Source organism: Enterobacter sp. BIGb0383 (assembly GCF_003751845.1).
Taxonomy (GTDB): Bacteria; Pseudomonadota; Gammaproteobacteria; order Enterobacterales; family Enterobacteriaceae; genus BIGb0383.
Map to the genome: position 1 here is coordinate 1,619,287 of NZ_RJKQ01000001.1, position 25,200 is coordinate 1,644,486.

Genomic DNA, 25,200 nt, shown 5'->3' on the forward strand with positions numbered 1-25,200 from the left:
AGTTAAAAAGAGAATAAGCCGATGGGGGTAGATGCCCTCTCAGGACAAGAGGGCAAAAGCAGAAGAGGCTTACAGCGCCAGCAGTCGCTCGACGGACGGCGCGAAGTAATAGCCGCCGGTTACCGGACGGGTGAAGCGCAGCATCGCATCGCGTTTACCGTCCGTATCGCCGAACATGCTCAGCAGCTGCTGCTCGATGTTGTACAGACGGGCGCAGTAGGCGCAGAAGTAGAGGCCGTTTGTTCCGCTGGCAGTGCCGTAAGGCAGGCTCTGGCGGACAATCTTCAGGCCTTTACCCTCTTCTTTCAGGTCGACACGGGTCAGATGCGAGGTGACCGGACGGGCGTCGCCGTCAATCTCGTCGTTGGCCTCTTTGGTACGGCCGATCATCATTTCCTGCTCTTCGACCTTCATGCGGTTAAGCTGCTTCAGGTTGTGCTCCCAGCGCTGGACCAGCACATAGCTGCCGCCCGCATCGATGCCGTCCTTAATGACCGCCACGTCACGGCGTTTTTCGTCGCCCGCCGGGTTTTCGGTGCCGTCAACAAAGCCGCTCAGATCGCGATCTTCCACCCAGCGGAAACCGTGGGTCTCTTCCTGGACCGTCAGGGCATCGCCAAACGCCACCAGCGCGGCTTGAGCGATTGAGAAATTCACGTCGTGACGCAGGGAGAGGATGTGGATCAGCACGTCATGCTGGGTCGCCGCCGCCAGGCCTTTGCCGTAGGCCGGGAAGTCCTTCAGTTCGTCGGCACCTTCGCCCGCGCTCAGCTGTTTCCAGAGCGTATTGCCAAAGGCCACCACCGCACCGGCCTGCGCGTCGGGAAACCGCGCCTGCAGCCCGCCGAGGCTGTCGATAAATACGCGGCAGCCTGCACGCAGGGCGTCGATATCGCCCGTCAGGGTTGCTTCAATCCAAATCGCCGCACGGCAATGCTCGGGCAAAATGCCGCTCTGAACCTGAGACATGACTTCACTTCTCCTGAAAAAAAGATGCCACGCAACCGTGGCATTGATGGGCGCTATTCTACCCGTTTTTTCAGCGAAGCGATTTGTTTGAAAGCAAATTATCGCTGCCAGATAATTTTGCTGATGGTCCAGTTTTTCAGGGTGTCATCCGGCGGCATCAGGCCCTGCGGTCCGCGCCAGTCGCCGCTGAACAGATAGCTGATATGCTGGCTATAGGGCGCTTTACAGAGCACCGAACCGATATCGTCCCCGGTCGCGCTGACGCAGTGGCCAAACGCCTTACCAAAAACATCGCTGAACGGCGTCCCGATTTTAACGTCGCTGGCGGTGGCAATCCCCTCCTCCAGTACATCGATACGGCTTACGGTTCCGCTCTCACCGTTAATCACCAGCGCGACCTTGTCGTCTTTCAGCGCTTCAAAATAGCGCACGATTTTACCGTCGGCGGTTTTCATCCCGCTGCGCAGACGGTAGTCGCCGTCCAGCGCATCGTTGAGGGCGCTCTCTTCCAGCGCCGTCGTTGACGTCAGCGCCCCGACGCCCTGCTCGCTAACTTCCGTCGACGAACCGAACCAGTTCCAGGGATTGGCCGCAGACCAGTTAACGGCGGAGAGCGTGGAGCAGCCGCCTAAGGCCAGCGGCAGCGCGCAGACAAGTAAACGCAGCGATTTCATTCAGACTTCCTTTTAATTTATTCAACGCCTGTTGGAGTCCCGTTCCGGGAAAAAGTGCCCTTAATCTGCACTGACCCGAAACGCGGCGCGTAAACGCGGGTTGCTGCCAAGCCACCAGAGCGCAAAAAGATCCAGCCCCAGCAGCGTCAGCCCCATGCCCGAGAGCGGCTCTCCGTTGAGCCACATCAGCGGCAGCCACAATAGCTGGGCCAGCTGCGCCACCAGCAGCAGCGGATAAAATGCGGCCCACAGACGCGGATAGCCGTGACGGCGACCGCTCAGCAGAAAAGCCAGCACCGCAGGCACGCCGGGCAGCAGGCCAAACCAGAAGTTATCGTGGTCGGGATAGAAAAGGGTCAGCAGTGCATTACCGCTATCGCGGGACGCGCTGGCAATGGCAAACAGCACCCAGGTACGCGCCTGTAGCAACAGGACGCCCCAAAACAGCACCGGCAAACGCAGACGCCCGTGAGCATCGTAGTCGGACGGCAGAAACTCAGTACTCTTCATCTTCGATCAGACGCTTACCCAGACTCTGCACATCGGACGTTTCATAGCCAAGGCGTTCGTACATACCCAGCACCACCTCGTTGTCCTCTCGCACCATAATCTGGATTTTCGGACAGCCACGGGCGATCAGCTTCTTTTCCAGCCGATTTAGCAGGGCGTTAGCAATCCCGCGCCCGCGATATTCCGGGTGAACCCCGAGGTAGTACGCCGAGCCACGATGGCCGTCATAGCCCCCCATCACCGTGCCAACCACTTCTGCGTTGACCTCCGCCACCAGAAACAGGCTGACGTCGTGGTTCACTTTGCGCTCAATGTCCATTTCCGGATCGTTCCATGGACGCAACAGATCGCAGCGCTCCCACAGGGTGATCACTTCCTCGAAATCTTCCTGGCGAAAAACGCGTATCTCCATGGTATTACCCACCTTTTCGGCTCTTAAAACAGTGATTATGGCGCGAAGTAGCGGCTTAGCCAATATCCCGCGAAAAACGCGTTAAAAAATGGCATAATAATGCACAGTCACGTATTGAAATGAAAAGTAAAACAATTATCTGCAACACGTATCGCAACGGAAAAGGCGATACGATATAACATCGGGACCTCATTTTTACAACCAGGCTGTATGAGCACATTCAAACCCCTAAAAACACTCGCATCGCGCCGCCAGGTTCTGAAAGCCGGGCTTGCCGCTCTGACGCTGTCGGGCGCCGCCAGCGCACTCGCCCGTGAACCGGCCTTAAAAACCGGTAACGGCCACAGCACGCCTGCCAAAAAAGCCGGAGGCAAGCGCATCGTGGTGCTCGATCCGGGTCACGGCGGCATCGATACCGGCGCGATTGGCCCGAACGGCTCGAAAGAGAAACACGTGGTGCTGGCGATCGCCAAAAGCGTCCGCACGATCCTGCGCAATAACGGCATTGACGCCCGCCTGACGCGCGGCGACGATACCTTTATTCCCCTGTACGACCGGGTTGAAATTGCCCATAAGCACGGCGCGGATCTGTTTATGTCCATCCATGCCGATGGCTTTACCAACCCGAGCGCGGCGGGAGCCTCCGTTTTTGCCCTCTCCAACCGTGGCGCCAGTAGCGCCATGGCAAAATACCTCTCGGAGCGTGAAAACGCCGCCGATGAGAAAGCCGGGAAAAAAGCGCAGGATAAAGACCATTTACTGCAGCAAGTGCTGTTCGACCTGGTCCAGACCGACACCATTAAGAACAGCCTGACCCTCGGCTCGCATATTCTGAAGAAGATAAAGCCGGTGCATCGCCTGCACAGCCGGGGCACGGAACAGGCGGCCTTTGTGGTACTGAAATCCCCGTCGATCCCCTCGGTGCTGGTCGAGACCTCGTTTATCACCAACCCGGCGGAAGAGAAGCTGCTGGGCACCACCGCGTTTCGCCAGAAAATCGCCAATGCCATCGCCTCCGGGGTGATCAGCTACTTTAACTGGTTTGATAACCACAAAGCCCATACGAAGAAAGGTTAAGCATGAAACCCGACGCCCAACAGGTTAAAGCCTTCCTGCTGCAGCTGCAGGACCGAATCTGCCAGCAACTTGCGGCGGTGGATGGCCAGAACTTTATTGAAGATAACTGGCAGCGCGAAGCCGGTGGCGGCGGGCGTAGCCGGGTACTGCGCAACGGCGGGATCTTCGAACAGGCCGGCGTGAATTTCTCCCACGTCTATGGCGACGCGCTGCCCGCGTCGGCAACCGCTCATCGTCCTGAACTGGCGGGCCGCAGTTTTGAGGCCATGGGCGTCTCGCTGGTGGTGCATCCGCATAATCCGTATATCCCGACCAGCCACGCCAACGTGCGCTTCTTTATCGCCGAGAAACCGGGTGCCGACCCGGTGTGGTGGTTTGGCGGCGGCTTCGACCTGACGCCTTTCTACGGCGTTGAAGAGGATGCTATTCACTGGCATCAGACTGCCCACGACCTGTGTCAGCCCTTCGGGGAAGATGTCTATCCGCGCTATAAAAAATGGTGTGATGACTACTTTTACCTGAAGCATCGCCAGGAGCAGCGCGGTATCGGCGGACTTTTCTTCGACGATCTGAACACCCCGGATTTCGACCGCTGCTTCGCCTTTATGCAGGCGGTGGGCGACGGCTATACCGCCGCGTATCTGCCGATTGTCGAACGCCGTAAAGACACCGCATTCGGCCAGCGCGAGCGGGACTTCCAGCTCTACCGTCGTGGACGCTACGTGGAGTTTAATCTGGTCTGGGATCGCGGAACCCTGTTTGGTCTGCAGACCGGTGGACGCACGGAATCAATCCTGATGTCGATGCCGCCGAAAGTGGCCTGGGAGTATAACTACCAGCCGGAAGAAGGCAGCCCTGAGGCTGCCCTGAGCGAGTTTATTCAGGTCAGGGAGTGGCTATAAGCCCCTCCCTGCCAACGGCTTACAGCAGCTCGGTCTGCGCCTCCACCACCGCCAGCGCCACCATATTGACGATACGGCGAACGGAGGCGATAGGCGTCAGAACGTGGATCGGTTTCGCCACGCCCATCAGAACCGGTCCGACCGTGACCCCTTCTGAACTGGAGACGCGCAGCAGGTTATAGCTGATGCGCGCCGCCTCCACGTTTGGCATCACCAGGATATTGGCCGCGCCTTTCAGCGGGCTATCCGGCATCCGCTCGTGACGAATGCTCTCCACCAGCGCCGCGTCACCATGCATCTCCCCGTCGATCATGAGATCCGGATCGCGCTCACGCACCAGCGCCAGCGTCTGACGCATTTTCTGCGCGCCCGCGCAGTCGGAAGATCCGAAGTTAGAGTGCGACAGCAGCGCTACCCTCGGTTCGATGCCGAAGCGCCGCACCGTTTCCGCCGCCATAATGGCGATCTCCGCCAGCTGTTCCGGGGAAGGATCGTCATTAACATAGGTATCGGCGATAAAGGTGTTGCCGCTCGGCAGCAGCAGCGCATTCATCGCCCCTGCCGTATGAACGCCTTCACGATAGCCAAACAGTTGCTGTACCACGCTAAAGTGCTCGTGATAATCGCCGATGGTGCCGCAGATCATCGCGTCGGCTTCGCCGCGCTGGACCATAATGGCGCCGATCACCGTGGTATTACTGATCACCGCCCGCTGGGCCTGCTCCTGGGTGATCCCCCGACGCTTCATGATGTTGTAGTACTCGTTCCAGTACTCTTTAAAGCGCGGATCGGACTCGTTATTGACGATCTCAAAATCGATGCCGGGTCGGATCTGCAGCCCCAGCTTTTCAATACGCATATCAATGACGCTCGGACGACCAATCAGGATCGGCTTCGCCAGTCCCAGCGTGATCAGCTCCTGCGTCGCATGCAGCACGCGGGCCTCTTCCCCTTCCGCCAGCACCACCCGTTTCGGGGCCTTACGTGCGAGGGAGAAGATGGGCTTCATAAACAGATTGGTTTTGTAGACAAACTCGCTGAGCTTATCGATATAGGCGTCAAAATCGGCAATAGGCCGCGTCGCGACGCCGGAATCCATTGCCGCTTTGGCCACCGCCGGGGCGATTTTCACGATCAGTCGCGGATCGAAGGGTTTCGGGATCAAATAGTCCGGACCAAAATGCAGATCCTGATCGCCATAGGCCGACGCCACCACTTCGCTCTGCTCGGCATGGGCCAGTTCGGCAATCGCATGGACCGCCGCCAGCTTCATCTCTTCATTGATGGCGGTCGCACCGACATCCAGCGCGCCGCGGAAGATAAACGGGAAGCAGAGGACGTTGTTCACCTGGTTAGGATAATCTGACCGTCCGGTACAGATAATCGCGTCCCCGCGCACCTCTTTTGCCAGAGGCGGCAGAATTTCCGGCTCAGGGTTCGCCAGCGCCAGAATCAGCGGCGCACGGGCCATTTTCTTCACCATCTCCGGGGTCAGCACTTTCGGCCCGGAGCAGCCGAGGAAAATATCCGCCCCGTCAATCACGTCATCCAGGGTGCGCTTACCGTCGTCCACCACCGCATAGGCGGCCTTGGTTTCCGCCATATTCGGCTCGCGATCTTTGTAGATCACCCCTTTCGAGTCGCAGACCACGATATTGTGTTTCTGCATCCCCAGCGCCACCAGCAGGTTCATACAGGCAATCGCCGCCGCGCCCGCGCCGGAGACCACCATCCGCACGTCGGAGAGCGTCTTTTCCACCACCCGCAGGCCGTTAAGAATGGCGGCGGTACTGATAATCGCCGTGCCGTGCTGGTCGTCGTGGAAGACCGGGATTTTCATCCGCTCGCGCAGCTTTTGTTCGATGTAGAAACACTCCGGGGCTTTAATATCTTCGAGGTTGATACCGCCGAAGGTGGGCTCCAGCGCCGCCACGATATCAATCAGCTTGTCCGGATCCAGCTCATCCACCTCAATATCGAAAACGTCGATACCGGCAAATTTCTTAAACAGCACGCCCTTGCCTTCCATCACCGGCTTCCCGGCCAGCGCGCCGATATTGCCCAGACCGAGTACGGCAGTCCCGTTGGAGACGACCGCCACCAGGTTGCCACGGGCGGTATATTTCCAGGCGGCCAGCGGATCTTTTTCAATTTCCAGGCAGGGTGCGGCAACGCCCGGCGAGTAGGCCAGGGCCAGGTCGCGCTGGGTAGCCAGCGGCTTAGTGGGGGAGACCTGAATTTTTCCCGGAACCGGAAATTCGTGGAAGTCGAGGGCACTCTGTTTCAGTTGCTCATCCATTTTATTTTCCTTTCACGTAGCAAGAATGGGTGACGCGCATTACTACCCTGTTGGTCACCCGAAGGGTGCCGCTTAGTATGGCTGCTGATGAGGGGATAAACTTTGAACGCTGCCAAACTCTGACTATCCGATAGAGGTATTTGTTATCAATTTATAACATCCCTGTTACCAGGCCCATCGGCCTCATCTGCTACGCTTTTTACTTAGGTTTTATCTAAAACGCCTTTATCAGGAGGAACCCTATGTCCCGTAAAGAGCTTGCCAACGCCATTCGCGCCCTGAGTATGGATGCGGTACAGAAAGCCAATTCCGGCCACCCTGGCGCGCCGATGGGCATGGCCGATATCGCCGAAGTGCTGTGGAATGATTTCTTTAAGCACAACCCGGCCGACCCGACCTGGTACGACCGCGATCGCTTTATTCTCTCCAACGGCCATGCGTCGATGCTGCTCTACAGCCTGCTGCACCTCAGCGGTTATGATCTCCCGATGTCCGAGCTGAAAAACTTCCGTCAGCTGCACTCTAAAACGCCGGGGCACCCGGAAATTGGCTATACGCCGGGCGTGGAAACCACCACCGGTCCGCTGGGCCAGGGCCTGGCGAACGCCGTCGGGCTGGCGATTGCCGAGCGCACCCTGGCGGCTCAGTTTAACGAGCCGGGCCACGATATCGTTGACCACTACACCTGGGTGTTTATGGGCGACGGCTGTCTGATGGAGGGGATCTCCCATGAGGTTTGCTCTCTGGCGGGAACCCTGGGGCTGGGGAAACTGATTGGCTTTTATGACCATAACGGTATCTCCATCGACGGTGAAACCGACGGCTGGTTTACGGACGATACGGCGAAACGCTTTGAGGCCTATCACTGGCACGTCATTGCCGAAATCGACGGCCACGATCCGCAGGCGGTGAAGCGGGCGATTGAGGAAGCGAAAAGCGTCACCGACAAGCCCTCCCTGATTATTTGCCGCACCGAGATTGGCTTCGGCTCGCCGAATAAAGCGGGGAAAGAGTCAGCCCACGGCTCACCGCTGGGGGAAGAGGAAGTGGCGCTGGCCCGCAAGCAGCTGGGCTGGACGCATCCCCTCTTCACCATCCCAAAAGAGATTTATCAGGCCTGGGATGCCCGCGAGCGCGGGGCGAAGGATCAGCAGGCGTGGGACGATAAGCTGGCCGCCTGGCAGAAAGCCAGCCCGGAGAAAGCGGCAGAGTTTACCCGTCGCATGAGCGGCGAGATGCCGAAAAACTGGCAACAAAGTACCCAGGCCTGGATTGATAAAATGCAGTCGGAGCCGGCGAAAATTGCCACCCGTAAAGCCTCGCAGAATACCCTTAACGCGATGGGTCCCCTGCTGCCGGAACTGCTGGGCGGCTCCGCCGACCTGGCCCCGAGTAACCTGACCATCTGGTCGGATTCTAAGAGCCTGAAAGAGCATCCCGACGGGAACTATATCCACTACGGCGTGCGTGAATTCGGGATGACCGCCATCGCTAACGGTATCGCCCATCACGGCGGGTTCGTGCCCTACACCGCCACCTTCCTGATGTTCGTCGAGTATGCGCGTAACGCCGCCCGTATGGCGGCTCTGATGAAGGCGCGGCAGATTATGGTGTATACCCATGACTCAATCGGTCTGGGCGAGGATGGGCCGACGCACCAGGCCGTTGAGCAGCTGGCCAGCCTGCGTCTGACGCCAAACTTCAGTACCTGGCGGCCCTGCGATCAGGTAGAAACCGCCGTGGCCTGGCGGGCAGCGATTGAACGCCATACCGGCCCGACGGCGCTGATCCTCTCAAGGCAGAATCTGGCACAAATGCCGCGCACGCCGGATCAGGTCAGCGGCATCGCACGGGGCGGATATGTGCTGAAAGATGCGGGTGGCAAGCCGGATCTGATCCTGATTGCCACCGGTTCCGAAGTCGAAATTGCCGTGCTGGCAGCGGAAAAACTGCTGGCGGAAGGGCATAACGTGCGGGTGGTTTCCCTCCCCTCCACCGATGTCTTCGATGCGCAGGACGAGGCCTGGCGCGAATCGGTCCTGCCGTCGGACGTTACCGCCCGCGTTGCCATCGAGGCCGGTATCGCCGACTACTGGTACAAATATGTCGGCCTGAAGGGAGCCATTGTCGGGATGACCGGGTTTGGCGAATCGGCACCGGCTGACAAACTGTTCCCGTACTTCGGCTTTACGGTTGAGAACGTGGTTGCCAAAGCGAAAAGTCTCCTTTAACGGGTGATCCACTGGGTGGGCCAGGCGTCCGCCCCCTGCCAGCCGTCGCAGACGGACTGCCCGGCATAGCGGACCAGGCGGAAGCGCTGGCCGTCAAAACGCCAGCGCGTCTGCACCCCGCAGTCGCCGAGACCGCGCCCTTTCGCCAGGGTCACCAGTTCGCGCGTTTGTTCGTCGAAGGTGGCGTTAATCAGCTCCAGATCGCGGGACGCGTCCTGTGGCTGGAAAGGCAGGTGCAGCTGAACGGATCGGGCGGCAAACGGCTTCTGTCGCGACACTATCCATGCCAGATTGATCGTGTTGTAAGCGCCGGCCTCGCAGCTGACCATCAGCAGGGCCTTGTCATCGCTCAGTCCCCCGACGGAGACTTCCCGACGCTGCGGATCCAGCGAACACTGGTTGGTATTGATGCGCCAGGTGCCATAATCCAGCAGGTCGTTACGCTCTTCACGCGTCAGCGGAGCAGGTGCGGGGCCGGACTGAACCACCTCTTTCAGCGCCGGGGCCGGTGGGACGCTTAGCGGCGGCTGGCTGCCTTTGCGGATCCACGCCGTTTCGCTGCCGACGCGCTTTTGCTGGGTATCAATAAACAGTAACGCCGCCTTTAACCCCTGCAAGGAGATCGCCGGACGGGCGTCGCGGAGCGTGATCGACTGCCCTTCTCTTATCTCATTCAGGAATGCATCAATGGTGGTGCTGTTATCGGTCAGCAGGTGAAGCGGCGTGATGCGCCAGCTTTTGGGATCGGGGACAAGCGGTTGTTCATCGAGCAGCAGCGCGGGCGCAAGCGGTGGCGCGTGGGTAACGGAGCGGTCGAGGCCTCCGTAATCGATGCGCAGGACGGCGTCGGTCCGCGCCCCGGCGCTGCGACTGAGCGTCATCACCAGACCATCGTGCGCGCCGACGTTGCGCGCCACGCAGAAATTCTGGTTATTGCAGGTGACCTGCCAGTCGGTGAAACGCTGCTGCGCCGGTGCGGCCCACGTCAGTGACGCAGGCAGGATAGCGAGCAGCAGGAGAAGAGTGCGGAAACCCATGAAGGTGTAGCCCCAGAAATAAACAAACGAACCGGTGGGGCGTATCTTCGGCCGCGCAAGAGGGCGACTCAATCAGAATTTTCGGATTGGTCTGTCCCATATCTGGTAGTCCGGCCATCGCAAAATTTACGCCATCAGGCCTGAATTTTGCAGGTACTGAAGCAGAATCACCGATTTTCCGTCGCGGATTTCGCCGCTTTTTATCATCTCCAGCGCTTGCCGGAACGGGATTTCCAGCACGTCGATATCTTCATCTTCGACGCCGCCGCCCGCCGTCGCACGCAGGCTGTCGTGATATTCGGCAATAAAGAAATGCACCAGCTCCGTCACGCCGCCCGGGGACATATACAGCTCAAACACTTTGCGCACGTCGGCGACCTGATAGCCGGTCTCTTCGATAGCCTCTTTGCGGATACAGACTTCCGGCTCGTCATCGTCCAGCAGCCCGGCGCAGGTTTCGATCAGGACGCCTTCTTCATTGCCATTAACCCAGGTCGCCACGCGGAACTGACGGATCAGCACCACGCTTTGCTTTTCACGGTTATAGAGCAGGATCGTCGCCCCGTTGCCCCGGTCGTAGACTTCGCGCTTGTGGCGCACCACTTCGCCGTCTTTTCGCGTCAAATCGTAGGTAATATTGCGCAGGATGAAGTAGTTTTCCGACAGAATCTTATCTTTTATCACTTCGATTTTTGGCGACATACAGGCTCCACAGCGTTACGGACGTCACCATACTACGCCGTAGAGCCCGTTTTGTCGCGAGGGGACTTAATGGGCTTTAGCCACCTCAACGCCCAGCCAGGACATCATTCCCTCCGCCGCATGACGCCCTTCGGCCATCGCGGTTACCACCAGATCGGCCCCGCGCACGGCATCCCCACCGGCAAAAATTTTCGGATTGCTGGTCTGGTAACGGTAGCGGCTCTCGACGTCGGCGGCGATCCGGCCCCAGCCGTCAAGCTGCACCCCGGCGCTCTCCAGCCACGGCATACTGTGCGGATTGAAGCCAAACGCCATAATCACCGCATCCGCCGCCATGACAAACTCGCTCCCGGCAATCGGCACCGGGCGGCGACGGCCCTGGGCATCCGCTTCGCCAAGCTCAGTGCGCAGCAGGCGAATCCCGCAAACCCGGCCTTTTTTATCCAGTTCCAGGTTGACCGGCTGAACGTTAAACTCAAATTCCGCGCCCTCTTCCCGGGCGTTTTTGACCTCTTTTTTCGAGCCGGGCATATTGGCCTCGTCGCGGCGATAGGCGCAGGTCACCCGACTCGCGCCATGACGCAGCGCGGTGCGCACGCAGTCCATCGCCGTATCGCCTCCGCCGAGCACCACCACGTTCAGATCTTTGGTGTCGATATAGGGCTCATCCTGCGGATGTCCCAGGCCCATCAGCGCTTTGGTATTGGCAATCAGGAAAGGCAGCGCATCATAGACGCCGGGCGCATCTTCATTGGGCAGGTTCGCTTTCATCGAGCGGTAGGTGCCCACGCCAACAAAGACCGCGTCGTACTCTTCCAGCAGCGTTCCCAGCGCAATATCGCGGCCTATTTCACAGTTCAGCTCAAAGCGCACGCCCATGGCGGTGAAGATCTCCCGACGCCGCGCCAGCAGGGATTTATCCAGCTTAAAGGAGGGGATACCGAAGGTCAGCAGCCCGCCGATCTCCGGATGGCGGTCATAGACCACCGGCTGTACACCGTTGCGCACCAGCACATCGGCACAGGCCAGACCGGCCGGTCCGGCTCCGATAATCGCCACCCGCTTGTGGGCGCCCACGATGGCCGGGACTTCAGGACGCCAGCCCTGAGCCAGGGCCTGGTCGGAGATATAGCGTTCGATATTACCGATGGTTACCGATCCGTGTTCGTCGCGGACCGTACAGGCCCCTTCGCAGAGCCGGTCCTGAGGACAAACGCGGCCGGTAATCTCCGGCAGGCAGTTGGTCTGATGCGACAGGGCCACTGCGCTGGCGATATCACCGGCCTTAACCAGTTCAATCCACTGGGGAATATGGTTGTGCAGCGGGCATGACCACTCGCAAATGCTGTGCTCACCGCATTTCAGGCAGCGGGAAGACTCCCGCTGGGCCTGGGCGGCGCTGAACGGCAGATAGATTTCACCGAAGCCGGTTTTACGCGCCTCAATGGCCAGCTTATCCGGCTCGCCCCGTGCGGGCGTCGCAGCCATCTGTGCCACCTTGCTGCGGACTATCGCCGCCGGTTGCCGGACCTTGCTGTGCCAGGGCTGAGCTTCCTGACGGGCGGCGCGTAAACGGCGTTCTTTTGTCAGTCCGTTCAGCGCCCGCGGGTCAATCAGCGTCAGCGCATCTGCCGGGCAGTTTTGCACGCAGGCCGGGCCATGCTGGCGATCGCTGCAGAGGTCGCATTTCTGTGCGCTGGCTTTTACCTGACCGTTTTCCTGAGGCAACACCACCACCTGCATGGTGCCAAATGGGCAGGCCACCACGCAGGCTTTACAGCCGATGCACTTTTCCTGCGCCACCTGGATAGCGTCGTTGACCTGGCTTATCGCCCCGTTGGGGCAGCTACGGGCGCAGGGGGCATTTTCACAGTGGTGACAGGTCACCGCACTGCTCTGGCGACTGTTTTTCACTACCGTAATCCGCGGCTGAAACAGCGGCGGCGTCAGGACATGTTGCTCATCATTGTGGGCCATCGAGCAGGCAACTTCGCAGGCACGGCATCCAATGCAGTTCTGGCTATTCGCCATAATAAAATGGTTCATGGCATCCTCTTGTGGGCGGCGGGAAAGACCTTATTCTTATGAAGGTATTTATTAGCTGACTGGCGGAAGGGAGGCAATGTTCATCTGCCCAGGAGAGCAGACTATTTGTCATGAACCTGTGGTAGATCAATTTATTTCAGCGTAAGTGAAATCATGTTTTATTCGAGACGACAGGCGCGTAAAAATGCGTAAAAAGGGTACGCATTGGTCTGCTTATCCGTTAAGCATACGGAACCTGTGTCAGCAAGCGTCGCATCAGGCATAGAAAGTGCATGATAAATTACACTTTCTCCTTATTTTCTCCACGATTGCTTAAGGTCCTGCGGCTACAGTGGGCGCTATTGGAATGAGATAATAAAATGAACACGATGAGGTTTATATTCTGATGGCGAATTTCTTTATCGATCGCCCTATCTTTGCCTGGGTGCTGGCCATTATTCTCTGCCTGACCGGCACCATGGCCATTTTGTCGCTCCCCGTTGAGCAATATCCCGATCTCGCCCCGCCGAACGTCCGCGTGACGGCGAACTACCCTGGGGCATCTGCACAAACCCTGGAGAACACGGTGACCCAGGTGATTGAGCAGAATATGACCGGGCTCGATAACCTGATGTATATGTCCTCCCAGAGTAGCAGTACCGGGCAGGCCAGCATCACTCTGAACTTTAAAGCCGGGACCGACCCGGATGAAGCCGTGCAGCAGGTGCAGAACCAGCTGCAGTCCGCTATGCGTAAACTGCCGCAGGCGGTGCAGAATCAGGGGGTGACGGTACGTAAAACCGGTGACACCAATATTCTGACCATCGCCTTTGTGTCGACCGACGGCAGCATGGATAAGCAGGATATCGCCGACTATGTTGCCAGTAATATTCAGGACCCCCTCAGCCGCGTCAACGGCGTGGGCGATATCGATGCCTACGGCTCCCAGTACTCGATGCGTATCTGGCTGGATCCGGCAAAGCTAAACAGCTATCAGCTCACCACCAATGACGTCACTAACGCCATTAAATCCCAGAATGCGCAGATTGCCGTCGGCCAGCTTGGCGGTACGCCGTCGACGGATAATCAGGCCCTGAACGCCACGATCAATGCGCAGTCCCTGTTACAAACCCCCGAACAGTTCCGCAATATCACCCTGCGGGTGAATCCGGACGGTTCCGAAGTGACGCTGGGCAACGTCGCCATGGTTGAGATGGGCGCGGAGAAGTACGATATTCTCAGCCGCTACAACCGCAACGCGGCTTCCGGACTGGGCGTTAAGCTGGCATCGGGCGCTAACGAAATGGAAACCTCGGAGCTGGTGCTGGCGCGCCTCGACGAGCTGGCGCACTTCTTCCCTCACGGTCTGGAATACAAAGTCGCCAACGAAACCACCTCGTTTGTAAAAGCGTCGATTACCGACGTGGTAAAAACGCTGCTGGAAGCGATAGCCCTGGTCTTCCTGGTGATGTATCTGTTTTTACAGAATTTCCGCGCCACGCTGATCCCGACCATTGCCGTTCCCGTGGTGCTGCTCGGTACCTTTGCCGTGCTCTACGCCTTTGGCTTTAGTATCAACACGCTGACCATGTTTGCGATGGTGCTGGCGATCGGCCTGCTGGTGGATGACGCCATCGTGGTGGTGGAGAACGTCGAGCGTATTATGAGCGAGGAAGGTCTGTCCCCGCGCGAGGCCACGCGAAAATCGATGGGGCAGATCCAGGGCGCGCTGGTCGGTATTGCGATGGTGCTCTCCGCCGTCTTTGTGCCAATGGCCTTCTTCGGCGGCACCACCGGCGCAATTTATCGTCAGTTCTCCATCACTATCGTCGCCGCCATGGTGCTGTCGGTACTGGTGGCAATGATCCTCACACCTGCCCTTTGCGCCACCATGCTTAAACCGGTCACAGCTGGCGCGCATCATCAGCGTAAAGGCTTCTTCGGCTGGTTTAATCGGGTCTTCGACCGCAGCGCCCAACGCTATGAATCCGGCGTGGCGAAAATCCTGCACAAGAGTCTGCGCTGGATCCTGCTTTACGGCCTGCTGCTCGGCGGTATGGTGCTGCTGTTCCTGCGCCTGCCCACCTCTTTCCTGCCGCAGGAAGACCGGGGAATGTTTACCACCTCGGTGCAGTTGCCCAGCGGTTCAACCCAGCAGCAGACCCTGAAAGTCGTCCAGAAGGTCGAAGACTACTTCCTTGAGAAAGAGAGCGCCAACGTGGCCTCGGTATTCGCCACCGTCGGCTCAGGCCCCGGCGGCAACGGGCAGAACGTAGCGCGACTCTTTGTGCGCCTGAAGGACTGGAAATCGCGCGATACCACCACCGGTAGCTCCTTCGCGATTATTGAGCGAGCGACAAAGGCGTTCAGTAAAATTAATGAGGCGCGGGTCTTCGCCAGCAGTCCGGCGGCGATCAGCGGTCTGGGCAGCTCTGCCGGTTTTGATATGGAGCTGCAGGATCATGCGGGCGCGGGGCATACCGCCCTGATGGCCGTCCGCGACCAGCTGCTGGAGATGGCAGATAAAAACCCGTCTCTGACCCGCGTTCGTCATAACGGTCTGGACGACAGTCCTCAGCTGCAGATTGATATCGACCAGCGCAAGGCCCAGGCGCTGGGCGTTTCCATCGACGATATCAATAACACGCTGCAAACCGCCTGGGGCTCCAGCTACGTCAATGACTTTATGGATCGCGGCCGCGTGAAGAAGGTGTATGTCCAGGCTGCGGCAAAATACCGGATGCTGCCGGAAGATATTAATCTGTGGTACGTGCGCAATAACAGCGGCAGCATGGTGCCCTTCTCCGCCTTTGCCAGCTCTCGCTGGAAAACCGACTCCCCGCGTCTGGAACGCTACAACGGCTATTCGGCGCTGGAGATCGTCGGTGAAGCGGCGCCGGGCGTCAGTTCCGGTACGGCAATGGATGTGATGGAAGAGCTGGTGCGCCAGCTGCCCGCCGGCTACGGCATGGAGTGGACGGCCATGTCCTATCAGGAACGCCTTTCCGGCGCCCAGGCTCCTGCGCTTTACGCCCTGTCGCTGCTGGTGGTGTTCCTGTGCCTCGCCGCGCTGTATGAAAGCTGGTCGGTGCCGTTCTCGGTCATGCTGGTCGTGCCGCTGGGGGTCATCGGCGCGCTGGTGGCGACCTGGATGCGCGGGCTGGAAAACGATGTCTATTTCCAGGTCGGGTTATTAACGGTCATCGGCCTCGCGGCCAAGAACGCCATTCTTATCGTCGAATTTGCCAATGAGCTAAACCAGAAAGGCGAAGAACTGCTTTCCGCGACGCTTGAAGCCTGCCGTCAGCGCATGCGCCCTATTCTGATGACCTCCCTGGCCTTTGTCTTCGGCGTACTGCCGATGGCCACCAGCAGCGGCGCAGGCTCCAGCAGCCAGCACGCGGTGGGCACCGGGGTGATCGGCGGCATGATCTCCGCGACCATTCTGGCGATCTACTTTGTCCCGCTGTTCTTTGTGCTGATCCGCCAGCGCTTCCCGCTGAAAGAGAAGGCCCGGTAACGGCCACAAAAAAGGCGACCATGATGGTCGCCTTTTTTCATTGCCACACACTGCATTACTAAACCACTGTGTCTCTGCAATCAGCCTGGATCTTATTTCCGAAGCATACCTTCGATAAAATCTTTCCAGTTCCCCAGTTCACGTTCAATCATAACAACCTCTCTCTTATTATTGTGGCTATTCTACTCAATTACGTTCCACCAGTGAAGATATTTTAACCAATCACTCTGATTGCTGAGCGCGTGGTTTTTTTATAAGGTGCATCATTAATATGGACCTGGCGAAGGCCTTTTAATGTGATACCCGGCAATATTCAGAAACAATTAATCGCCGGAACACGCGGCCTGTGGGCCGGGTCGGCAGGCCGCGTTCTTTACTGAGCACGCTAACGATAAATAGGCTTATGGGGCTATATTCGCAGCATGATAATTACCCATGAAATCATATTTCGCGTATCCTGCTCTTTTATTTATTCGAAATTATTGAGCCTCTAATTCAAATCAAGACAAAAGGATTAAACAATGATCGTCCTGTACGGGATTAAAAACTGCGACACCATTAAAAAAGCGCGCCGCTGGCTGGAAACCCAGGGGATCGATTACCGCTTTCACGACTACCGCGTTGACGGTCTGGACAGACCGCTGCTGGATACCTTTATCAAAGAACTGGGCTGGGAACCGCTGCTCAATACCCGTGGCACCACCTGGCGCAAGCTGGATGAAGCGCTGCGCGACAGTATTACTACCGCCGATGCCGCCGCCGCACTGATGCTGGAAATGCCGGCAATTATCAAACGCCCATTGCTCTGCGCGCCCGCTAAGCCTATGCTGCTGGGTTTCAGTGAATCCAGCTATCAGCAGTTTTTTAACGAGGTCTAACTATGTCTTGCCCGGTCATTGAACTGGCACAGCAGCTTATTCGCCGCCCTTCCCTCAGCCCTGACGACGCGGGCTGCCAGGCGCTGATGATTGAACGCCTGCGGGCGATTGGCTTTACCGTTGAGGCAATGGACTTCGGCGACACGCAGAATTTCTGGGCCTGGCGCGGTCAGGGCGAAACCCTGGCCTTCGCCGGGCATACGGACGTGGTCCCGGCGGGCGATGCCGACCGCTGGATCAATCCGCCATTTGAACCCACCATCCGCGACGGCATGCTGTTTGGCCGCGGCGCTGCGGATATGAAAGGTTCCCTGGCGGCGATGGTGGTGGCGGCGGAGCGATTTGTCGCTCAGCACCCGAACCATAAAGGACGCCTGGCCTTTCTGATCACCTCCGATGAAGAAGCCAGCGCCAAAAACGGCACGGTGAAAGTCGTGGAAGCGCTGATGGCGCGCCAGGAACGCCTGGACTGGTGCCTGGTGGGCGAACCCTCCAGCACCGAAATCGTCGGTGACGTGGTGAAGAACGGTCGTCGCGGGTCGCTAACCTGTAACCTGACGATCCACGGCGTGCAGGGGCATGTGGCCTATCCGCATCTGGCCGATAACCCGGTTCACCGCGCCACGCCGATGCTGGATGAACTGGTGGGGATTGAGTGGGATCGCGGAAACGCATTCTTCCCGCCGACCAGCATGCAGATCGCCAATATCCAGGCCGGGACCGGCAGTAACAACGTGATCCCCGGCGAACTGTTCGTACAGTTTAACTTCCGCTTCAGCACCGAGCTGACCGATGAGATGATCAAGGCGCAGGTCGTCGCGCTGCTGGATAAACACCAGCTGCGCTATACCCTGGACTGGTGGCTCTCCGGCCAGCCGTTCCTGACCGAGCGCGGCAGGCTGGTCGATGCGGTGGTGAAGGCGATTGCACACTATAATGAAGTGAAACCGCAGTTGCTGACCACGGGCGGCACCTCGGACGGGCGATTTATCGCACGGATGGGCGCGCAGGTGGTAGAGCTGGGGCCGGTTAACGCCACCATCCACAAGATTAATGAATGCGTGAACGCCGCCGATCTCCAGCTGCTGGCGCGGATGTATCAACGTATTATGGAACAACTCGTCGCCTGACAGGCTGGAGGTATGCATGGATATGCTGGCTAAATACTGGTGGGTACTGGTGCTGGTGTTTTTGGTGGGCGTGCTGATTAACGTGATGAAAGACCTTTCCCGCGTCGATCACAAAAAATTTCTCGCCAATAAACCGGAGCTTCCCCCGCATCGTGACAATAACGATAAGTGGGATGATGAAGACGACTGGCCGCAGAAAAAGTAGCCCGCGTTAATAAGACCGGCAGCCCAGGCTGCCGGTTTTTTATTACATCATTTCGATAATATCGTCATCTTTCGGCGTCGACCCGCTCAGCGCCTCGTCAAAATAGTGCTTCGGCACGGTATAGCGCAGGTGGTCGAGCGCAAGCTGCATACTGCGGTCATCGATCGCGTGCGGCAGATCCTCAACGATATCCAGCGTCACATCACCGCCAACGGCCAGCAGGGCTTCCTGGGCTGCGACCGCCAACGAAAGATCGATGACCCTGTCTTCACCGCCGTGGATCAAATGCACGGTGGTCGCGGTACTGGCAACCGTCGGCAGCGTGGCATAGCGGCCATTAAAGGCAATCACCCGTGAGGCCAGACCCGGCAACGCTTTAATGCTTTCCAGGGCCATAATCGCCCCCTGCGAGAAACCGATCAGGGCGGTGGCCTGTGGCCGTACGCCGCTCTGCTGCTGCCAGTGGCGCACCGTCTCAATAAAGGTCGGCATAATGGCATCCACGCGCTGCTGGCGATTCTCTTCGCTAATGCCGTCAACGGAAAACCACTGGCGACCGGTGCCGCTGGCCTCCGCGCCGCCGACGCTGACGATTAACGCATCGGGAAACAGCGGTGCAAACCAGCTGCCGATTTGCCCCATGGAGACCGGGTTATCACCGACGCCATGAAATAACAGCAGCAGCTGTTGGGCGGGTTTGTCAGGGCTTTGTACAACAAAATGGTCATGTGTCATGGCGTTCTCCTTAAGTAACATTAAGTCTACGCCGTCACCCCATAATGACCATGCCATTTGACTGATAGAGTCCGTTAAAAAAATTGCAGTTGCTCAATGCGCTCCCGCAGCGCAGCGGCCTCTTCGCCGACCGTGGCATAGAGTGCGTCTGCCGCTTCCTGCCGCTGGCGCGCCAGCAATGCCTTGCGCCCCGATAATCCCAGCTCAGCCACCAGCGATGCCTCACCGGTACGCTGCTGCAGCGCGCCGCGCAGGGCCAACAGCGGCAGATCGCAGCGTTCAAGCAGGCGCAGGAGAGCGCCTGCTGACACGACCAGCGGACGATGACCAAAGGCGAACCCGGCCAACTCCAGCTGGTCCTGGCACGCTGCCACGCCCTCTTCTGCGGCCAGCGGTAGCGGGTCATCGACCCACAGCCGGAGCGCAGTCAGATCCCGACGCAGCCGCTGATGCTCCTCCCTGGCCAGACGTTGTCCTGCATCGCTCACCGGCAACAGCGCCATCGCCGTATAGCAGCCGCTGCTTGCCTCCCGCTGGCTGCCGATCCGCACCAGGGTAAAGCCACAGCGCTGCCAGAACCGCCATAGTGCCGGCGTATAGCCAAAACTGACGGAGAGATAGTCGTATTCCTGCGCCATCGCTACCGCCCCGGCGATCAGCCTCTGACCGATCCCTTCCCGCTGCCGCGACGGGTGGACGGCGATACGCGATACGCGCAGCCCTTTCAGGGTAGCCGCCAGCGGGCTACCGCCGTGCGCGGCCAGAGACTGGGCCACCAGATTGCCACGCGGGCGGCGGAAACCGGCCCACACGGCCTGACTCAGCCCGGCAGATAGCCCACCTTCTTCTACCAGCCAAAGCGCGGCCAGGGTGTGTTCTCCGGCGCGGGCCTGGTAAAAATGCTGGCCGGGCGCATCCATCATACGCCGGAGATCGAGCGGAGAGGTTCGGTAGTGAGCGCCTGCTAACAGCTGATACAGCGCGGCAGGCTCAGCGGGTGAGGTCAGCCAGCGCTGCTGCTCCAGCCGGGTTATTTTCAGCTCGCCGGAGGGTTCAACGGCACGCGACTCATCATCAAACAGCAGCGCCTTATCGATAAGGCGCTCCAGCGGGCAGCCGCTCGCCCAGCGAACGGGCGTATCCAGGGAGTAGCGCGTCAGCGAGGCAAAACGGGCGCACAGCTTAAGCAGAAAGCCGCGCCCGGTGCCTTCATAGCCCTGAACGGTGGTGGTCAGCAGGACGCGGGGAAAACGGGCGGTAAGCTGCAACAGCAGCGGGGCCGGAATGGCAGCCGCCTCATCGACAATCAGCCAGTCGGCACAATGGGAAGAGGCCAGCAGCGCATCGGGAGCCATAAAGTGAAAACGCTCCCCGGCAAAGCTCGCCATTACGTCGGTGGCGGATTTGGCTGGGGCGGTGACCACCGCCGTACCGTCGAGCTGCGCCAGTAACATCCCCGCCAGCGCCGATTTACCCCGTCCGCGCCCGGCGGTCACCGCCGCCACGCCGGGCGGCATCGCCAGAAGCCGTTGCAGGACGTGTGCCTGCGTCGCCAGCGGTTGGCCATCGGCGGGCGTCCACAGAGGACGAGGCGAAAAGTCAGGTAAATGCAGCGGCGAAGGCAGTTGCCAGATAAGTACATCCTCGTCGCGTTCAATAACGGTACGAAAATGGTGAACAAAGTGGGGAACCGCAATGGGCTGCGGGAGATCGCTCCAGCGCAGGGAGTCGGCATCAGGACGCTGCGCCCATTCATCAAGCGGCGGCACCAGCAGCACCAGCCAGCTTCCGGCTTTCAGCGTCCCGCCAAGCGCGGCAAACGCGGCGGCGTCAAAGCCGTGACGGGCATCGAAAAAGGCGTGGTGGAATTCCCGTCCGAGCAGCGTGGCCAGCGCCCGGGGAGAAGCAGAATTTCCCTCTACCGGCTCTGGCCCAACCCACAGGCCATCGCCGCCGAGCAGCGCGCGCAGCCGTAATGCGTGATGCCCGCACGCGTCAGGTTCGCCGCTCAGCACCAGCAGGCGACGTATCCCTTCACGCGCCATCTGCGCCGTCAGCGCCAGTAAGTGCTCCATTCCGGGTTACAGCGTTTTACCGAAGGTATTGCACTGGGCCGGATCCCCGCTGTCAAAACCGCGTTTAAACCAGCTATAGCGCTGCGAAGACGTGCCGTGAGTAAAGCTGTCCGGGACAATACGGCCCTGGCTTTTCTGCTGCAGGCGATCGTCGCCAATCGCCTCGGCCGCATTCAGCGCCTCTTCCAGATCGCCGCCCTCCAGTACGCCCTGCTGCTGCATACTGTGGCCCCAGACGCCCGCAAAGCAGTCCGCCTGCAGCTCCATCAGGACCGACAGGTGGTTCACCTCTTTCGGCGTGGCACTCTGCTGCAGCTGGCGAACCTTCGGCTCCACGCCCATCAGCTTCTGAACATGGTGTCCGACTTCGTGGGCAATCACATAGCCCTGGGCAAAGTCGCCGTCAGCGCCCAGCTTGTGCTTCATATCATCGTAGAAAGAGAGGTCGATATAGACAGTGCTGTCCGTCGGGCAGTAGAACGGCCCCATCACCGACTGGCCCGTACCGCAGCCGGTGTCGGTCACGCCGCGGTACATCACCAGTCGCGGTGGCTGGTAAGTGCGACCCTGGCGGGTAAAAATTTCGGCCCAGGTGTCTTCGGTGGTCGCCAGGATCACCGAGGTAAATTTCGCGGCTTCATCTTCCTGCGGGCTGATGGAGCGCTGCTGGCTCATCGGCTGAGAGAGAGGCTGCCCGGTAAGCAGGCTGGAGAGATCCACGCCATAATAGCCACCGACGATCACCAGCAGCAGAATAATAATTCCGCCCTTACCTCTGGGTAAACGAATGCGCCCCCGACCCATTGTCATTGGGCTGGCGTCATTGCGCCGGTCTTCTACATTGTCGCTTTCACGTCGCCCTTGCCAGCGCATAATCACACCACTCGTTTTGCTATTTTAATAAGATTGATCGTAGGCGGTTCGGGGGAGGATTACCACAGGAAAAAAGAGACAGCGGCGCGGAGAATAAGGCCATTCTCCACGCCGGAAATGCGAGGAAGCGCGTGCGGTTTAGTCCAGCTTCACGCCGAGACGATGGGCAACGTTTTCGTAGGCTTCAATCAGGCCGCCGAGGCTCTGACGGAAACGGTCTTTGTCCATTTTATCCAGCGTCTCTTTGTCCCACAGGCGGCTGCCGTCCGGGGAGAACTCATCGCCCAGTACGACCTGGCCTTTGAACAGACCAAACTCCAGCTTGAAGTCGACCAGGATCAGGCCCGCATCGTCAAACAGCTTTTTCAGCACGTCGTTGGCTTTGTAGGTCAGCTCCTTCATGCGGGCAAGGCTCTCTTTATCCACCCAGCCAAAGGTTTCGCAGTAGGACTCATTGACCATAGGATCGTGCATTTCGTCGTTTTTCAGGAACATATCAAACAGCGGCGGGTTTAACTCGATGCCCTCTTCAATCCCCAGACGCTTGACCAGTGAACCGGCCGCACGGTTACGCATCACGCACTCTACCGGTACCATATCCAGCTTTTTCACCAGGCATTCAGTATCGGAAAGAAGCGCTTCCATCTGGGTCGGGATACCGGCTTCTTCGAGTTTTTGCATAATGAAATGGTTGAACTTGTTGTTCACCATGCCCTTACGGTCAAATTGCTCAATACGCGCGCCATCCCCTGCTGACGTATCATTGCGGAACTCGAGTACCAACAGATCCGGGTTTTCGGTGCTGTATACGGTTTTCGCTTTGCCACGATACAACTCAGCTTGCTTTTGCATCTTTTATTACTCCAGGTGTGATACTCGCCGTCGTTCACGCGATCCGGTGAGTGAGATGAACTAGAAAACACCGCTATTCTATCGACGCAAACGTGTGCGTCAATGATCATAAAAAAAGGCCGGTTAAACCGGCCTTCTTATTTACTTGCTGAATGCAGCCTGGAAGATAGCAACCAGGGCGTCATTCTGCGACTGCGTCAGGGTGTGACCTTTCGGATCGATAAACTGCAGGCTGCTGCGGTTATCGAGATCGCCGACCTGAAGCTTATATTCACCCGCTGCCAGTCCCGGGTCGCGCGCGCCCAGTTCCTGCCAGGTGCTGTCAGACTGCGGTTTGTAGGTGACGACCATGCTGCCCGTGGAACGGGTATTGTCGGTCACTTTCATACCGGCTTTTTCCAGCGCGGCAGGCAGACGCTGCCAGACCAGGTTAAACGGACCGCGTACAACCAGCATTGGCAGACCGGTGTCGTCCGCTGCGCTCTGGACATCCAGGGTCGCGGCGCTGCGGCTATCGGCGGCGTTCTGCGCGTCGGTGACGGTTTTATCCAGACCGGCGGAAATCACGTTCAGCATTTCAGAGCTGTAGCGCTGCAGCGATGCGGGATCGGCAACCGGTTTGTCAGCCTGCTCCAGGTTGATCAGTTTGACCACCACGGCCTGCTGATAGCCCTGCGACTTCACTGAGATTTGATAACGACCACGGTACTGCTGGTCTTCATCCAGACGGTTCCACAGGACCCAGTCCGTTGTCAGGGTCTGGCTGGCATCATCACGTTTCGCAATGCTGTAGTTTTGTGCTGTCACAATGCTGGCCACCTGCGGCCACAGATTGCCGCTACGGCCACTTTCAACCAGCAGCGTCGCGGTATCACCGGTAAACTGGGTGCGCGCACCGTTCACCAGCGCCAGCGGCTGTGCCGGAGGACGAATATCCAGGCCCTTGCCGACAGCGCCGCTGCCGTTGGTCACCGGGATCGTATAGTCGCCGTTTTCAACCGGCAGGATCATGCCTGCTGGCGCATGAAGTTCTGCGAGCGGTGCTGCCTCCAGATAGGATTCATCCCCGCTGACCTGGCGCTTGTAACGCGAGTCGGAACTACAGGCGGCGAGCAGCATAACAAGCGAAACACCCGCAACCTTCACCAGGTGCGACTTCTGTACTGAGTAAGCCATCAAATCTCCCTAAACTTTACAGCAATCCGGCATGCTTAAGCGCCGCCGCAACGATGTCACGACCCTGTGCGGTAATCGGCGTCATCGGCAGGCGCAGCGTATCGGTCGCCACAAGACCCAACTCCTTACATGCCCATTTCACCGGGATAGGATTGGGTTCGACAAATAATTTATTGTGCAGCGGCATCAGACGATTGTTAATCACCCGTGCTTCGCTGAACTGTCCGGCCGCGGCCAGTTTACACATTTCGGCCATATCGCGCGCGGCAACGTTAGTGGTCACGGAGATGACGCCGTGGCCGCCGAGCTGCATAAAGTCCAGCGACGTCGCATCATCACCGCTGAGCAGGATGAAATCGTCGGAAACCAGCTCTTTGATCTGGTGAACACGACTTAAGTTCCCGGTCGCCTCTTTAATTGCGATAATATTTTTGACTTTCGAGAGACGGCCTACGGTTTCCGGCAGCATATCGCATCCGGTGCGCGAGGGGACATTATACAGGATTTGCGGCAGGTCAGTATGTTCGGCGATGGCTTTGAAGTGCTGGAACAGACCTTCCTGAGTCGGGCGGTTGTAGTACGGGGTGACGGTCAGACAGCCGACGATACCACTGTTATTGAAACGCTGCGTCAGACTGATGGCTTCAGCGGTTGCATTCGCGCCGGTGCCAGCAATTACAGGAATACGTCCGTCGGCCAGTTCTACGGTCATCAACACCACGTCGCCGTGCTCATCATGGCTTAGCGTGGCGGATTCACCGGTGGTCCCTACCGAAACAATCGCCGAGGTTCCATTGGCGACATGGTAATCAATCAGTTTTTTCAGGCTTGGCCGGCAGACATTACCTTTCTCATCCATCGGCGTGACAAGCGCTACAATACTTCCCGTGAACATGGGCCATCCTCTGTGCAGACATG

22 protein-coding genes are annotated in these 25,200 nt (G+C 58.6%); 7 read left to right on the top strand and 15 right to left on the bottom strand.

Going from position 1 to position 25,200, the window contains the following annotated elements:
* Positions 1-69: 69 nt before the first annotated feature.
* The 4 genes from EDF81_RS07725 to EDF81_RS07740 all read right to left on the bottom strand — a co-directional run bounded on the left by EDF81_RS07725 (position 70) and on the right by EDF81_RS07740 (position 2,565).
* Positions 70-969: a Dyp-type peroxidase gene (locus EDF81_RS07725; RefSeq protein WP_123347486.1), complete on the bottom strand. Its 900-nt coding sequence runs from the start codon at positions 967-969 to the stop codon at positions 70-72.
* 98 nt (positions 970-1,067) lie between these two features.
* Positions 1,068-1,643 carry an RpoE-regulated lipoprotein gene (locus EDF81_RS07730; RefSeq protein ID WP_123347487.1) on the bottom strand — a complete coding sequence of 192 codons (576 nt, stop codon included), beginning with the start codon at positions 1,641-1,643 and terminating at the stop codon, positions 1,068-1,070.
* 60 nt (positions 1,644-1,703) lie between these two features.
* Positions 1,704-2,153, bottom strand: a complete 450-nt coding sequence (locus EDF81_RS07735) for a DUF2919 domain-containing protein (RefSeq protein ID WP_123347488.1) — start codon at positions 2,151-2,153, stop codon at positions 1,704-1,706.
* A complete protein-coding gene (locus EDF81_RS07740) occupies positions 2,140-2,565 on the bottom strand; it encodes a GNAT family acetyltransferase (RefSeq protein WP_123347489.1) in 426 nt (141 codons plus the stop codon). Before EDF81_RS07740 ends, EDF81_RS07735 begins: the two co-directional genes overlap by 14 nt.
* Before the next feature lie 210 nt (positions 2,566-2,775).
* Here EDF81_RS07740 and amiA point away from each other — a divergent pair, with 210 nt between their 5' ends.
* Complete coding sequence (gene amiA / locus EDF81_RS07745) at positions 2,776-3,642, top strand: N-acetylmuramoyl-L-alanine amidase AmiA (RefSeq protein WP_123347490.1); 867 nt, start codon at positions 2,776-2,778, stop codon at positions 3,640-3,642.
* Between the two features lie 2 nt (positions 3,643-3,644).
* Positions 3,645-4,544: an oxygen-dependent coproporphyrinogen oxidase gene (gene hemF / locus EDF81_RS07750; RefSeq protein WP_123347491.1), complete on the top strand. Its 900-nt coding sequence runs from the start codon at positions 3,645-3,647 to the stop codon at positions 4,542-4,544.
* A gap of 19 nt (positions 4,545-4,563) precedes the next feature.
* Here the strand turns inward: hemF and maeB are convergent, their stop codons facing one another.
* The gene (maeB, locus tag EDF81_RS07755; RefSeq protein ID WP_123347492.1) at positions 4,564-6,843 is read right to left on the bottom strand and encodes an NADP-dependent oxaloacetate-decarboxylating malate dehydrogenase; all 2,280 of its coding nucleotides are present in this window, start codon (positions 6,841-6,843) and stop codon (positions 4,564-4,566) included.
* A 242-nt stretch (positions 6,844-7,085) separates the two neighbouring features.
* Here maeB and tkt point away from each other — a divergent pair, with 242 nt between their 5' ends.
* Positions 7,086-9,074: a transketolase gene (gene tkt, locus EDF81_RS07760; RefSeq protein WP_123347493.1), complete on the top strand. Its 1,989-nt coding sequence runs from the start codon at positions 7,086-7,088 to the stop codon at positions 9,072-9,074.
* Here the strand turns inward: tkt and EDF81_RS07765 are convergent.
* The 3 genes from EDF81_RS07765 to aegA all read right to left on the bottom strand — a co-directional run bounded on the left by EDF81_RS07765 (position 9,071) and on the right by aegA (position 12,859).
* Complete coding sequence (locus EDF81_RS07765) at positions 9,071-10,111, bottom strand: DUF1176 domain-containing protein (RefSeq protein WP_123347494.1); 1,041 nt, start codon at positions 10,109-10,111, stop codon at positions 9,071-9,073. The genes tkt and EDF81_RS07765 overlap by 4 nt on opposite strands.
* Positions 10,112-10,237: 126 nt before the next feature.
* Positions 10,238-10,813 (bottom strand): GDP-mannose pyrophosphatase NudK, encoded by a 576-nt coding sequence (gene nudK / locus EDF81_RS07770; protein WP_123347495.1) that lies wholly within the window; start codon positions 10,811-10,813, stop codon positions 10,238-10,240.
* A 66-nt stretch (positions 10,814-10,879) separates the two neighbouring features.
* Complete coding sequence (aegA, locus tag EDF81_RS07775; RefSeq protein WP_123347496.1) at positions 10,880-12,859, bottom strand: formate-dependent uric acid utilization protein AegA; 1,980 nt, start codon at positions 12,857-12,859, stop codon at positions 10,880-10,882.
* A 385-nt stretch (positions 12,860-13,244) separates the two neighbouring features.
* On the opposite strand from aegA, the gene acrD reads away from it, so the two are divergent.
* Positions 13,245-16,358 (top strand): multidrug efflux RND transporter permease AcrD, encoded by a 3,114-nt coding sequence (gene acrD, locus EDF81_RS07780; RefSeq protein ID WP_123347497.1) that lies wholly within the window; start codon positions 13,245-13,247, stop codon positions 16,356-16,358.
* Between the two features lie 92 nt (positions 16,359-16,450).
* Here the strand turns inward: acrD and ypfM are convergent, their stop codons facing one another.
* Positions 16,451-16,510 carry a protein YpfM gene (gene ypfM, locus EDF81_RS07785; RefSeq protein WP_015572204.1) on the bottom strand — a complete coding sequence of 20 codons (60 nt, stop codon included), beginning with the start codon at positions 16,508-16,510 and terminating at the stop codon, positions 16,451-16,453.
* Positions 16,511-16,879: 369 nt separating this feature from the next.
* Between ypfM and EDF81_RS07790 the strand changes: the two genes are divergently transcribed.
* The 3 genes from EDF81_RS07790 to EDF81_RS07800 are packed head-to-tail and all read left to right on the top strand — an operon-like array spanning position 16,880 to position 18,571.
* Positions 16,880-17,236, top strand: a complete 357-nt coding sequence (locus tag EDF81_RS07790) for an ArsC family reductase (protein WP_123347498.1) — start codon at positions 16,880-16,882, stop codon at positions 17,234-17,236.
* Positions 17,237-17,238: 2 nt separating this feature from the next.
* The gene (gene dapE / locus EDF81_RS07795) at positions 17,239-18,366 is read left to right on the top strand and encodes a succinyl-diaminopimelate desuccinylase (protein WP_123347499.1); all 1,128 of its coding nucleotides are present in this window, start codon (positions 17,239-17,241) and stop codon (positions 18,364-18,366) included.
* 16 nt (positions 18,367-18,382) lie between these two features.
* A complete protein-coding gene (locus tag EDF81_RS07800) occupies positions 18,383-18,571 on the top strand; it encodes a YpfN family protein (RefSeq protein WP_123347500.1) in 189 nt (62 codons plus the stop codon).
* Positions 18,572-18,613: 42 nt separating this feature from the next.
* Here EDF81_RS07800 and ypfH read toward each other — a convergent pair whose 3' ends face one another.
* From ypfH to dapA, 6 genes are all read right to left on the bottom strand, one after another.
* The gene (ypfH, locus tag EDF81_RS07805; protein ID WP_123347501.1) at positions 18,614-19,306 is read right to left on the bottom strand and encodes an esterase; all 693 of its coding nucleotides are present in this window, start codon (positions 19,304-19,306) and stop codon (positions 18,614-18,616) included.
* 74 nt (positions 19,307-19,380) lie between these two features.
* The gene (locus EDF81_RS07810; RefSeq protein ID WP_260232675.1) at positions 19,381-21,381 is read right to left on the bottom strand and encodes a tRNA(Met) cytidine acetyltransferase TmcA; all 2,001 of its coding nucleotides are present in this window, start codon (positions 21,379-21,381) and stop codon (positions 19,381-19,383) included.
* Between the two features lie 6 nt (positions 21,382-21,387).
* Positions 21,388-22,254: a neutral zinc metallopeptidase gene (locus EDF81_RS07815; protein WP_123347502.1), complete on the bottom strand. Its 867-nt coding sequence runs from the start codon at positions 22,252-22,254 to the stop codon at positions 21,388-21,390.
* 138 nt (positions 22,255-22,392) lie between these two features.
* Positions 22,393-23,106: a phosphoribosylaminoimidazolesuccinocarboxamide synthase gene (gene purC, locus EDF81_RS07820; protein ID WP_123347503.1), complete on the bottom strand. Its 714-nt coding sequence runs from the start codon at positions 23,104-23,106 to the stop codon at positions 22,393-22,395.
* Between the two features lie 141 nt (positions 23,107-23,247).
* Positions 23,248-24,282, bottom strand: a complete 1,035-nt coding sequence (gene bamC, locus EDF81_RS07825) for an outer membrane protein assembly factor BamC (RefSeq protein ID WP_123347504.1) — start codon at positions 24,280-24,282, stop codon at positions 23,248-23,250.
* Between the two features lie 16 nt (positions 24,283-24,298).
* Entirely contained in the window at positions 24,299-25,177 is an 879-nt protein-coding gene (gene dapA, locus EDF81_RS07830) for a 4-hydroxy-tetrahydrodipicolinate synthase (protein WP_123347505.1), read from the bottom strand.
* Positions 25,178-25,200 lie beyond the last annotated feature (23 nt).